The sequence below is a fragment of the Salinimicrobium tongyeongense genome (assembly GCF_026109735.1).
GTDB classification, from domain to species: Bacteria; Bacteroidota; Bacteroidia; order Flavobacteriales; family Flavobacteriaceae; genus Salinimicrobium; species Salinimicrobium tongyeongense.
In genome coordinates, this window is record NZ_CP069620.1 from 251,929 (window position 1) to 263,978 (window position 12,050).

The 12,050-nt window shown below is 37.1% G+C and carries 12 protein-coding genes; all 12 read right to left on the reverse strand.

Annotated features, from left to right (window positions below; translation table 11 throughout):
• Positions 1–7: 7 nt before the first annotated feature.
• On the reverse strand, positions 8–679 hold the full coding sequence (locus JRG66_RS01110) for a PIG-L deacetylase family protein (protein WP_265163900.1): 672 nt from the start codon (positions 677–679) through the stop codon (positions 8–10).
• On the reverse strand, positions 676–1,578 hold the full coding sequence (locus JRG66_RS01115; protein ID WP_265163901.1) for a formyltransferase family protein: 903 nt from the start codon (positions 1,576–1,578) through the stop codon (positions 676–678). Before JRG66_RS01115 ends, JRG66_RS01110 begins: the two co-directional genes overlap by 4 nt.
• A complete protein-coding gene (neuC, locus tag JRG66_RS01120; RefSeq protein WP_265163902.1) occupies positions 1,562–2,722 on the reverse strand; it encodes a UDP-N-acetylglucosamine 2-epimerase in 1,161 nt (386 codons plus the stop codon). The genes JRG66_RS01115 and neuC overlap by 17 nt, the downstream gene beginning before the upstream one ends.
• Entirely contained in the window at positions 2,719–3,720 is a 1,002-nt protein-coding gene (gene neuB / locus JRG66_RS01125; RefSeq protein WP_265163903.1) for an N-acetylneuraminate synthase, read from the reverse strand. Before neuB ends, neuC begins: the two co-directional genes overlap by 4 nt.
• Before the next feature lies 1 nt (position 3,721).
• Complete coding sequence (locus tag JRG66_RS01130) at positions 3,722–4,363, reverse strand: NeuD/PglB/VioB family sugar acetyltransferase (RefSeq protein ID WP_265163904.1); 642 nt, start codon at positions 4,361–4,363, stop codon at positions 3,722–3,724.
• The gene (locus tag JRG66_RS01135) at positions 4,360–4,980 is read right to left on the reverse strand and encodes an acetyltransferase (RefSeq protein ID WP_265163905.1); all 621 of its coding nucleotides are present in this window, start codon (positions 4,978–4,980) and stop codon (positions 4,360–4,362) included. Before JRG66_RS01135 ends, JRG66_RS01130 begins: the two co-directional genes overlap by 4 nt.
• Complete coding sequence (locus JRG66_RS01140) at positions 4,970–6,112, reverse strand: LegC family aminotransferase (RefSeq protein WP_265163906.1); 1,143 nt, start codon at positions 6,110–6,112, stop codon at positions 4,970–4,972. Before JRG66_RS01140 ends, JRG66_RS01135 begins: the two co-directional genes overlap by 11 nt.
• The gene (locus JRG66_RS01145; RefSeq protein ID WP_265163907.1) at positions 6,112–7,299 is read right to left on the reverse strand and encodes a UDP-N-acetylglucosamine 4,6-dehydratase; all 1,188 of its coding nucleotides are present in this window, start codon (positions 7,297–7,299) and stop codon (positions 6,112–6,114) included. Before JRG66_RS01145 ends, JRG66_RS01140 begins: the two co-directional genes overlap by 1 nt.
• Positions 7,300–7,328: 29 nt before the next feature.
• On the reverse strand, positions 7,329–7,865 hold the full coding sequence (locus JRG66_RS01150; RefSeq protein WP_265163909.1) for an ATP-binding cassette domain-containing protein: 537 nt from the start codon (positions 7,863–7,865) through the stop codon (positions 7,329–7,331).
• Entirely contained in the window at positions 7,847–9,019 is a 1,173-nt protein-coding gene (locus JRG66_RS01155) for an ATP-binding cassette domain-containing protein (protein ID WP_265163910.1), read from the reverse strand. The genes JRG66_RS01150 and JRG66_RS01155 overlap by 19 nt, the downstream gene beginning before the upstream one ends.
• 413 nt (positions 9,020–9,432) lie before the next feature.
• Positions 9,433–10,515, reverse strand: coding sequence for a DegT/DnrJ/EryC1/StrS family aminotransferase (locus tag JRG66_RS01160; protein WP_265163911.1), 1,083 nt, complete (start codon positions 10,513–10,515; stop codon positions 9,433–9,435).
• Positions 10,516–10,596: 81 nt separating this feature from the next.
• Positions 10,597–12,042 (reverse strand): lipopolysaccharide biosynthesis protein, encoded by a 1,446-nt coding sequence (locus tag JRG66_RS01165; protein ID WP_265163913.1) that lies wholly within the window; start codon positions 12,040–12,042, stop codon positions 10,597–10,599.
• Positions 12,043–12,050: the final 8 nt, after the last annotated feature.

Here is a 12,050-nt window from a genome sequence, read left to right on the forward strand (position 1 = left end):
ACCTTTGTTATTTATCAATATATTTTATTAATTGAAAAGCTTCAGCGTATGTTACACCACAGCTTGCACCTCTATACACTGCCAAAGCTTCCATGTTTCTTTCTGATCTGGGAAAAGGATGCTGACCGAGCTCTGACTCATAAATTCGCATCACTTCAATTTTTCGTTTAAAATAATCAGAAATATCCACAAAATAATTTGGTATAAATGCTTTTTCGTGCAATGCTGCAGCAAATTCTGTCTCAGAAATACATTCATACAATAAGACCTGCTTTACAAATGGATATCTAAATGATTTAGTACACGCCATCACTGCATCAAAGGTAATGCGATGATCGGAATGTGCATCGGAACGGTTTAAACAATAAATTACCTCGGGCTGTACCTGAGTAAAAACATCTGAAATTTTAGGCACCATTTCTATTAAACTACTTGAGGAGAGAGTCATAGTAGGATAGTTAAGCATATAAGTAGTTTTTATCCCCAACATCTTCTCTACCTTTTTTATTTCTTCCTGCCTGGAATCTACACGTTCTTTCGAAAATCCCTGGGCTTCGGATACATTTGTAGTTATTAACCAATAAACCTCATCCCCGTTTTCTATATGCTTTAAAATAGAACCTCCAGCCCCCAGCACTTCATCATCAGGATGAGCTGAAATAATAATAATTCTTTTCATAGATATTCTCCTTCTTTGGGAAGCTCAACAAAATTATGATCTAAAATTTGTACGGCTCCATCCCATGCTTTTACAAGAATTTTAAAATCTTTAACTTCTAATACTTTTCCTGGTTCAATATTACTCAGAGGGAACTGTTCCTCTTTGACTGCCCATATTTTAATCTCTTTTCCTTTATAAATCACATGTGCTCCAACATAGGGCCTTGTAAGTCCTCTTACAAGATTATATATGGCATTTGTGGTCATTCGAAAATCTATTTCACCGTCCTTTAAACCTCTCTTTCTCCAAACATTACCTTTCGTATGATCTTGAGGAATTCTTGAATAACTGCCATCTTCCAACTGCTTAAGAAATAAAGGTATTTGATCCATCGCATTTTTTTCTATTTTGCTATAAAGACTGGCAGCATCATCGTTATATTTTATCTTAAATAATTTTTGAGATAATATATCTCCGTCGTCTGCACCTTCTTCCATAAAAAAGAAAGTTGAAGCTCCTTTCTCCAGACCAAGGACAAGACTCCAGATAAGTGGATGCCTACCTCTATTAAATGGAAGTGCTGCAGGATGGAAACCCACGACCCCAAGTGGCGTTAATTCAAGAAGTTCCTTTTTGATTAAACTGGACCAACCGAAGCAAAAGATTACATCTGGTTCAAGACTTTTTATCCAGCTCAAAATGTGAGTGGCATTAATATCCTTCACATATTTCCAGGGAATATTGTTTATCTCACACAGCGGTGCCAAATCCTTATGATCTGCATTAAATGCTGATCTTGATTTGGTTGCAACACCTACAATTTCAGCTCTGAGAAAAATTAACTTCTCTAGAGCTTTTTGCGAAAAGGAAACGGTTCCGATAAAGAAAATTTTCAATTTTCTAGAATTTGATATCATAAAACTTCTTTTTCAGAATATTGGTATAATCAAAGTTTTTCAGCACGTCTACAATTCTTTTAGAAGCCCCTCCTTCTCCGTAGGGATTTTTCACATCTTTCAAGATGCTTTGAAAATCTTTGGAAAAAGCCTTTTTAAGAGCTTCTCCTATAGATTCTTTAGTGGGCTCACAGGAAATAACGCTTGTCGCTTTTATTCTTCCCTTCTGCCGATCTCCTATATCCACTGTTGCTGCTTTAAAGCTCGGTGCTTCCGTAAGTCCGCTGGAGGAATTTCCCAGCACCACATCTACGTGGCTTAAAGCTGAAAGATATCTTTTCTGACCAAGGGATGTAAAAGCACATGCCCGGTGAGGATTTTTAGAAACGAAATCATCAATCTGCTGAATGATAATTCTTCCATTAGTATCAGAGTTGGGTTTGGTAAAGATAAAATTTGTATCACCCATACCGGTAATTGCCTCAAGCAATTCTCTAAACTGCTTCTCTGCCGTATTATCTTCCAGAGTAACAGGATGAAACGTTATCATTAGATTTTTTTCATTCAATTTAAAATTTATAGCTTCTTCGAAATTTTTGCGGTTCAAAAGGTCAAGTTTCAGGATATTATCGATAAGAGGTGTACCAACATTAAAAACCCTTTCTGGATTCTCTCCCATTTGTATCACTCTTTTTCTGTACGTTTCTGTTGCTGTGAAATGTAAGTGAGACATTTTTGTGACAGAATGTCTTATCGGCTCATCGATAAGTCCCTCTGTTGCTTCACCTCCATGTAAATGGGCTACGGGTATTTTAGAAACCATTGCCGCCGAAACTGCCGAAAAAATTTCATAACGGTCACCTAAAACCAAAACAATATCAGGACGAAGTTCTACAAAAGCTTCGGCAAAGCCAATCTGGGCCAATCCCATAGACTTTAAAATCCCAACTTCTGAATCTGAAGACAGTAACATCTCAACTTTCTTACTTATCTTAAATCCATCTTTTTCGATTTCTTTATAAGTCAGTCCGAATTCAGGTGAAAGGTGCATTCCTGTCACCACTAACTGCAAATCTAGATCCTTATCTTCCGATATTATCTTTATCAGAGTTTGCATAATCCCATATTCAGCCCGTGTTCCGGTAACTACACAAACCTTCCTCATATTAATTCGTCTTCTTTGTAATCCTTTTCAGCTCTTGAACCAACAATTTTGTCCCATTTCATTGGACTAATACCAATCCCAGGCCTCTTCACCCCCAGATTTTCTTTAGTAAACTTTTCTCCTTTTTTGATACTGGCTGTAGCAATTAAGCTTTTTCTTACAACTGCTTTATTTTCCTTTTCTGACGCAGAGGGCTCCTTCCTACCTGACCCTGAAATCGCTACTTCTATATTTCTAATTGACTGTACCATCACCTTCAGCTCATCCGGCTCAAGTGACGCACGGTGATCAGGGCCGGGAAGATTTCTATCTAATGTGAAGTGCTTCTCAATAACAGTTGCACCCAAGGCAACTGCTGCTATTGGCACTTCAATACCCAGGGTGTGATCAGAATAACCAATTTGCACTCCAAATTCATCTCTAATGTGCAACATAGCCATTAAATTTACATCTTTCATTGGAGTAGGATATTCTGTATTGCAATGAACCACCGTAATTTTACTTCTTTCCATCCCCCCATGAATTAGTACCTCCAGGGCATTCTTTATCTCCTGCATATCTGCCATTCCGGTAGACATGACAACAGGTTTTTTGAAACTGCTTATTTTTCGTAGATAAGGCAGGTTAGTAATTTCCCCTGATGGTATTTTAAATAAAGGAATATTTATACTATTCAAGAATTCGAGGCTCTCAAGATCAAATCCGGTAGAAAGAAACCCTATCTTCCTATCTTTGCAATAACTTTTAAGCACCTTATGATCTTCTTCAGATAATTCAAGCTTTTTGATCATCTGGAATTGGGTATCATCATTACCAGTATTTAAATCCTGATACTTTGCCCTTTTTGCTGATCTGGAGACGACGTTTTCTGTCTTAAAAGTTTGGAATTTAACAAAATCGGCGCCTGCCAAAGCTGCAGCATCTATCAATTTTTTTGCCTCCTCTATATTGCCGTTATGGTTAACACCCGCTTCTGCTATTATTAAAACTTTTTGCATCTCATCTAACTTTTTTTGCCGGACACCCTAAATAGGTTCCTTTTTTTTCAATATTATTGACGACAACTGCTCCTGCTCCCACTAAAATATCTTTTCCTATTCGCACCCCAGAAACAACTTTTGATCCAAGTGCACATAATACACCCTCCTCAATATTGGTATAAGCCCCTATTGTCACTCCTGCAGAGATCAAAACGTGGTCACCAATTAACGTTTCATGATCTATACTAGATGCAGTATATACTACTGTATTCTTCCCAATCTTTACATCATTGTTTAAAATAACTCCTCGTGCCAGGAAAGCTCCTTCCTTTACTACTGCCGATTTTGATATTATACAAGAAGCATCAATTAGTGGTGGTACCTTAAAACCCATTTTAGTCACTTTTTCAAAGACAGTTCTTCTTAAAGTATTATCTTTAAATGCTCCAACCCCTATTGCTGCATATCGTAGTCCTTTATCATAATATTCGCTCAAAACAGAATCATCACCTAAAACAGGATAACCACAAAACTCTTGGCTATCAGAATTTATGGTTGTGAATCCTATTATTTTGTACTCCTGGTTTTCGTGGATCATATCAACAATCACCTTGGCATGTCCTCCAGTTCCAACAATAATAATTTCCTTTTTTTTATTCATATTTTTCTACCAGGATTTCCTACTACAGTTGTATTGTTTGCAATGTCCTTTAATACGACACTTCCAGCTCCTACGATGACATTTTTACCAATTTTAACTCCCTGCTTTACTACTGCATTAGCACCAATAAAAGACCCCTCGCCCACATGTACATTTCCAGCTAGTACTGCTCCGGGTCCCACGTGTACCGTATCTCCAATTTTACATTCATGCTCGATGATACAACCTGTATTAAAAATACAATAGCTACCAATCGAGACCAACAGTGGAATTGACACATTTCGGGCAAAAAAATTGCCCGAACCCATTATTATTTTCTGAGATAAAGAAACAGACGGATGTAAAACATTGAGGATATTTTTACCATTTGAATTCAAGATCTCTGCTGTACGTTGTCTTATTTGATTGTCCCCTATACCAAGTATAAAATAATCTTTATTAGACCACTCATCAGAAGGGTTACCCTCATAGCCAGCGTATTTAAGATGAAAAGGATCTAGCTTGACTGGTTCTAAGTCTGTATAAAATTTTACTGGAAATCGGTTAAGCAAAGCCGCCTCAGCTACTACATAGCCGTGCCCGGAATATCCCACTAAAACCACTTCTTTATCTAACACTACTAGGTATGTTTACTATTCGACTTTCCAAATATTCAGCATTTGTCTGACTGTCTCTAAAGCACTCTTTATACATTGGAAGTTTATACATAAGTCGCCAAATTGGACGAGTCATAATACCAGATTCGTTGGTCTCCTTCAAGAAAAAGTTTTTTTCTTTTTCATCTTCAAGCTCCACACACATTAACCAATAATTAGCCCTAGTATCATTTAGTTCCTGACGAAAATGAACTCCTTTACCACTAAAAAATTCAGCGTATAATTTGGCTAGACTTCTTTTTCTCTCAAGAAAAAAATCTAGCTTCTCTAACTGACCACAAGCCAGAGCGGCATTTATGTTTGGCATCCTAAAATTATAAGCTATCTCTTCATGTATATACTCATAAACATGTGGCTTCTTAGCAGTAGTAGTTAAATGCTTTGCCTTTTCACCCAGGTTTTGATCGTTTGTAACTATTGCACCTCCACCGCCGCTGGTGGCAATTTTATTACCATTGAAAGAAAAGACTCCCACTGTTCCAAAACCTCCTGTTGGTCTCGTCCGGTACTCACTGCCGAGAGATTCAGCTGCGTCTTCGACCACAGGAATGTGCCAATATTTACAAATTTCTAATATTTCTTCTATACGTACAGGAAAACCAAATGTGTGCATTGGCAAACATGCAGATATTCTATTTCCAGTTTTTTTATTAAAACAACCACTCTCTCTTATTTCGCCAAATTCGTTCAAAAAATTTTTAATTGCCTTAGGTGATAACCCCATAGTGTCAGAATCTACATCCAGAAACAGTGGGATTGCGCCATTGTATGCAATGGCATTAATCGTTGCGACAAAAGTAAGTGCCTGCGTGAGCACCTCATCTCCTCTTTCTACACCAACCAACTGCAAGGCCACTTGTAAGCCTGCAGTACCATTTACCACGGCCACAGCTTTTTTTGTTTGGGTAATGTACTGCATCTTTTCTTCAAACTCATCAACGTAGGCCCCAACCGAAGAGACAAAAGTGGAATCTATCGTATTCAATAAATACTTTTTTTCGTTTCCGGCAAAACAAGGTTCGTGAAGAGGAATAAAGTCCCTGGAATCAAAGGTATTCCTAATAAATGATATAGTTTCTCTAATATAATTCATTACATCTTAGAATCTAAGTATCTCCCCGTTTCTTTATGCCCAAAGTTGGGAATCAATTCAATGAAAAGATCTACAATTGTTTTCTTTTCCCAGGCTACGGAATTTTTTATTTTTTTAATCTCTGTTTCGAAATGCTGCAATTTATTTTCACGAATAGATAATTTACTTCTAATCACACCGAGATTTTGGAAACGCTCCATGTCCAGCTCTTCCTTTTCTGTATAAAATTCTTCAAAATCCTTTTCTCCAGTAGTATCACTAGTGGTAAACAAACAAGGCCATTTTCCTTGTTGGGGCATTGTCTTCACCAATTCCCGGGCCTCGTCTTCTGTTTGGCATACATAAGCCTCATAACCTAATTGCTCAAGATATTTTATAGCTACATCAGCGAAAGATATTAAATGAAGTTTTTCACTTAATTTTGGAAAAAAAATATCTCGGTTTTCTCCAAATATGCATGACATAAGACATAACTCACCGCTTTCTTGTGGAGTTACAAAATACCTTTTCACATCATTGGGAGCTACAATAGGCTGTTTCTTTTGAATTCTTTGGTTAAACCCATGTAATAAAGAGCCATCTGAAAAAGCTACGTTAGCAAAACGGGCAGTTGAAAAACAAATTTCCCGGCTTCTTCTCATTAAAAACATTTCCATTATTCTCTTGGAGCCTCCCATCATATTGACGGGATTAGCCGCTTTATCAGTTGAGACACAGAAATATTTTTTTGTACCGTTCTTTATAGCCTGTTTAACAGTTTTATCTGTGTTGAAGATGTTTACATCGATCATTCGCATTAAGGTAAATGGATCTTTTTCACTTCGTACGTGTTTTAATGCTGACAAATTAAGAACATAGTCATACTTCCCATCTGCTCTTATAAGAGCATCATATTCCAGAGAACCGATATCCAATGCGAAAGTTTTAAATTCTCCATCAATATATCCTAAAGAACTTCTAATGTCCCTTACCAGCTCCACCAAATTATTTTCACTTAAATCTACTACGTGAAGTTTAGCAGGTTTCCTTTTAAAAATCTCTTTTGTAACTGCCTGTCCTATCGATCCAGCACCACCTAAAACCAGGAAGGAAGAACAGGAGACTTCCTGAGATAACTTCTTTTCATGCACAAGAATGTCCTCGTTAAACAAATTTTCTCTCCTACCGATTAAATCTAGAACGTTCATTTTTGGACTACCTAATTAAATTATTACTATTAAATTTCCTGCAGCGCCACTAATTTTCCGAAATAACTGGAGTGCGCGACCAAATCTTTAAATTCTCCTATGTCTGCTATTTCTCCGTTTTTCATTACTACTATTTTATCTGCATTTTTTATTGTAGCAATACGATGAGCTACAATTAACATTGTATAACTACCTTTCAACTTCTCTATATTGGTCTGAATAGCTCTCTCAGTTTCTGAATCTAATGCGGAAGTTGCCTCATCCAAAATAAGAATTTCAACCTGCTTAAAAAGTTCCCTGGCTATTGAAATTCTCTGTCTTTGCCCTCCACTTAAATTCACACCATTGTTCCCGAGAATAGTCTCCTCTTTGGCAGGAAGTTCATGCACAAAGTCCAGAATAGCTGCCTGTTCTATGGCTTTCCAGAACTTCTGTCTGTTCTTTTCATTATCCTCTGCCCAAAATGTAACATTGTTAAACAACGTATCCCCAAAAATAACTGGATCCTGGGTAATATAACCAATTCTCTCCTGGAGACTCATCATATCTAGCCTATCACTTCCCACGCAATTAACAGTATACCCCCCCTGCTAGCCGGCAGCAAACCTGCAACTATATTTACCAAGGTGGTTTTTCCGCTTCCACTTTCTCCTACAAAAGCTATAGTTTCATGTTTATTAATTTGTAAAGTTACATTCTTCAACACAGGTGTATCTCCGTAGTAAAACCAAACCCCCTCCAATCTAATTTTATCAACGACTTCTTTTACAGGCTCTTTCCCCGAAATTTCTTTGTTCTCACGCATTTCTGTCTCAAACCGAAGCATATTTTCCAAAGACCCTGAGACTCCAAGAAATTTGTTCCACCTTAATTGCATCTGGATAAGAGAATTTAATGCACGGTAGAAAAAAAAGAGGCTCATCAGAATAGGAGCCAACTCCGCACCCAAAAAGTAAGTCTGAATATATATAGCAATTACTACAATAATAACCAAGAGTGGCTCTCTTCCAGCTGTAAGCATAGCGTCCAGTTGGCCAATTTTTCTCTGGCTATTGCGAATTTTTAGAACTGCCAGCTTCAACTTCTCAGCATATTTCTCCAGAGAACCCGTAGCTTTCAAGTATTTATAATTACCTACATTTTGAATTATCAAACTTTGGAACTGATTATTCTCCCGAGTAAGCCCCCGCGAATACTCCTTTGTCCTTTTATAAAGACTCTTGTAGAGATAATTGGTTAAAATACCTCCAATGCTCACAATCATAGCAAATTGCGCATCACCATAGAAAGCAAAAGCCATATAAACAACAACAAGGATAAAGGATTCAAATGCACGGGTATAGTTGAAGTAAGCTCCGGCCACACGGTCAATCTCCCCAGTTAAGGTGTTCTGAATGCGCCCCACGTCCGACACAACAAAATATTTATAACCAATATTGTTCAGGCCCACAATATTGCGAATCCGCAGATTACGAATAAACCACTCCTGAACATTAACTTTATATATTCCGGATAAATATTGTATTACACCCTTGGCTAAAAAGAAAAATGCCATCGTTGATAGCACCGTAAGCAATGTCAAAGATATCCCATTATTTTCCATGAAGGTTACCAGAAATTGCAAATTGCCAAGGGATTCTGAATCTACAGAGGAAGAACCATCAACCAACTGCAACAATGGCAAGAACATCATTAGACCAAAGCCATCCAAAATTCCCACAAAAATACTCAGTACAACTAGAATAAATATTCTATATCGTAAATAGGAGTAGAAGTAGGCAAAACTTTCGAAGTTTTGCTTTATGATTCTTTTTACCAAATTATCTAAAAAAATTATATTGTTACTGTCGAACAGCAAATTACCTTACCATCACAAGCTCAAGTCACTTCACATCTTTGAAAGAAGTAAATTAGGACTCGATACTATTAATACAAATCTCAAGAAATACCCTTGATGCTGCAAATATAGGGTTTCACTTCGAGCCTCCTGTTTGATAAATATTAAAAAAAACCAAAATTCCTCATCGGCCATTTAAAAGAGACATAAGACGACATAATAAGAAACCTTTTATGAATTATACGAGTAACATTTTTCTATACCTCCTTCAATTTTCCCATTCTAAGAACCTTGTATTAGTTTGACAATAGGATATTATTAATATTTTCTACTATAACACCTATATTCTTATTATCCATATCATGAGCTAATGGTAAACATAAAACTGATTTTGCAACACTTTCTGAAAATGGCATATTGCTGGTATGTGCATAACTGAGGGTATTGAGAGAAGGACAAAAATATCTACGAGGAAAGATGTTCTGATCGTTTAATGCTCTTTGTATCTTTTGAAGATCTTTTTCACTGTTTAAAATTATGGGATAATATGAGAAGTTCCAGAAGGTCTTGTCACGTATAGAAATTTTTCTCATTCTAGAAAAATTAAGTCTCTTTTCATATAACTCCACTACATTTCTTCTTTTTCCCAAAAGTTTTGCAAAAAAAGGTAAAACCGCCAAACCCATCGCCGCCTGCAACTCATTCATTTTAGCATTTATTCCCAGTCCATAAAATTCAGTTGGGCTTTTGTGTCCAAAATTGTGGCTGTAAAATAATTTCTTAAATAGTTGCGGATCTTTACAAAACATAGCACCTCCTTCTCCCGTATGGAAGATCTTGGTAGCATGAAAGCTACAGGTGCTTACATCTCCAAAATTGAAAATAGACTGGTCTTTATATTTGACCCCAAAACAATGAGCAGCATCATAGATGACCTTAAGCCCGTGCTTCTTTGCAATTCTATCAATCTCCTCCACGTTACAGGGATTTCCGAAGACATGGGTGGCGAGAATGGCAGTGGTTCTTTCGGTGATTGCAGCTTCGATCTTAGTTTCGTCAATAGTAAGAAAATCAGGATGAATATCTACAAAAACGGGCTTGCAGTTTTCCCATACTATGGCGGCGGTAGTTGCGACATAACTGAAAGGGGTTGTAATAACTTCACCGTTTCCCGCAAGAACTTTTAAGGCAATTTGCAAGGGTAATGTTCCATTGGCAGTCAAAATAAGATCAGGAGAATCGAGATACTCTTTCAGCTTTGACTGTAACTCATACCACAGTTTTCCTCCGTTTGCAATTTGTTTGGAATCCCAGATCTGCTCCAGGTATTTTTGATACTCCTCCAGTGGGGGGAGAAAAGTTTTAGTAACGTTGATCATTCCATTTTCCTTTATATCCTCTCCGTCGAAGTGAGGAACACGACTATTTTCATCAAAGATGTAACAAAAATTTTTAATCAATTATTTACTTAGTCTCTCTTTAATCAATTCCTTCAATTGGGACAATTGTTCAAAGCTCCCAAGAACAGAGACGAGAAAATAAGTTCCCAGGCCTATAACTCCTCCTGCAATAAGTCGAATAAAATCTGAATACGAAAAGAATAAAAGACTATCTCCCAACCCTACTATCAAGGCACTCAACATGGTAATAAGATAAATAGGAAAGACATCAGATAATTGCTCTTTAAGAGGGTAGGAGATGAATTTTTGAGTGTAATAAGCATTGACAAAATATGCCACAATGGAGAAAACCACCTGCCCCCATAAAAGACCATAGATCCCAAAAGGAATAATCAATAGAATTGACCCGACAATTAAAACTTTTTTTATGATCTCCAGCTTCAGGAATAGATCACTTCTTCCATAAATATTCAGCAGGGTTAAGTTATAGCTGTGCAATGGCAACAGTAAACCACCCAAACATAATATTTGAAAATAAGGTACTGCCGGCAACCACTTTTCGGTAAAGAGGAAAACAAATAATGGCTCTGCTATTGCAGCACTGATCATAAGCACTGGACAAACCACGAAAAGCACCATTTTTAAAAGCCTTCTAAAGACATTTTTTAATCGGTCCGGATCATCTTTGATTCCCACAAACATTGGAAAACTAACTTTATTGAGAGCTCTCTCAATATTACTTAGGGGTAGTTGTTTAGTACTTTCTGCACGACTATAAAAACCCAACAACGCCGGTGAAAAATATTTTCCTATTACTACTAAATATAAATTATTAAAAATTCTATTGAGTAAATTGGCCAATCCAAGCTTATAACCATATTTCCAGTGTTTTAAAAAAAGAATTTTATCAAAACTTAGGGAAGGGTACCAGTCTGAATATTTCCAGATAAGCACAAAATTAACTATGGAATTCAACAGACTGCTATAGACAAGGCTCCAAACTCCGTAGCCTTGAATAGCCAGGACAATACCTAGAGCACCACTTATTACTGCCGCAGGAATAGCAGTAAGGGTTTGAACCTTAAAATTCATGTTTCTAGTGAATAAGGCTATATGAACGGAAGTAGCGGCAGAGAAAATAAAAGTTAAACAATACACCCGGATAATATTGGTAAGTATTTCCTGATCATAAAATTGTGCGATAAACGGAGCTGCGATAAATATTCCAAGGTAAATTATAGCGCCTGCAACCACATTGAAAATGAAAACAGTAGAAAAATCTTTGTCCCCCGCTTCGGTATCACGAATGATGGAGAGACTCAACCCACTATCCATAAGACCATTTCCTACAGCAACAAAAACAGCGATCATGGCAATTAAACCAAATTCTTCAGGAAGTAAGAGTCGGGCCAGGATTAGTGAGACAACAAACCCAATGATCTGGTTTCCGAATTGCTGCGTAAAAGTCCATACCAGTCCCGAAGTAACGACCTTTTTTAATGCCATTGAATTAG

Excerpts from the sequence above, each read along its gene's own strand:
- JRG66_RS01110 (WP_265163900.1), bottom strand. The coding sequence starts at position 679 with ATGAAAAGAATTATTATTATTTCAGCTCATCCTGATGATGAAGTGCTG.
- JRG66_RS01115 (WP_265163901.1), bottom strand. The coding sequence starts at position 1,578 with ATGATATCAAATTCTAGAAAATTGAAAATTTTCTTTATCGGAACCGTT.
- neuC (WP_265163902.1), bottom strand. The coding sequence starts at position 2,722 with ATGAGGAAGGTTTGTGTAGTTACCGGAACACGGGCTGAATATGGGATT.
- neuB (WP_265163903.1), bottom strand. The coding sequence starts at position 3,720 with ATGCAAAAAGTTTTAATAATAGCAGAAGCGGGTGTTAACCATAACGGC.
- JRG66_RS01130 (WP_265163904.1), bottom strand. The coding sequence starts at position 4,363 with ATGAATAAAAAAAAGGAAATTATTATTGTTGGAACTGGAGGACATGCC.
- JRG66_RS01140 (WP_265163906.1), bottom strand. The coding sequence starts at position 6,112 with ATGAATTATATTAGAGAAACTATATCATTTATTAGGAATACCTTTGAT.
- JRG66_RS01145 (WP_265163907.1), bottom strand. The coding sequence starts at position 7,299 with ATGAACGTTCTAGATTTAATCGGTAGGAGAGAAAATTTGTTTAACGAG.
- JRG66_RS01160 (WP_265163911.1), bottom strand. The coding sequence starts at position 10,515 with ATGATCAACGTTACTAAAACTTTTCTCCCCCCACTGGAGGAGTATCAA.
- JRG66_RS01165 (WP_265163913.1), bottom strand. The coding sequence starts at position 12,042 with ATGGCATTAAAAAAGGTCGTTACTTCGGGACTGGTATGGACTTTTACG.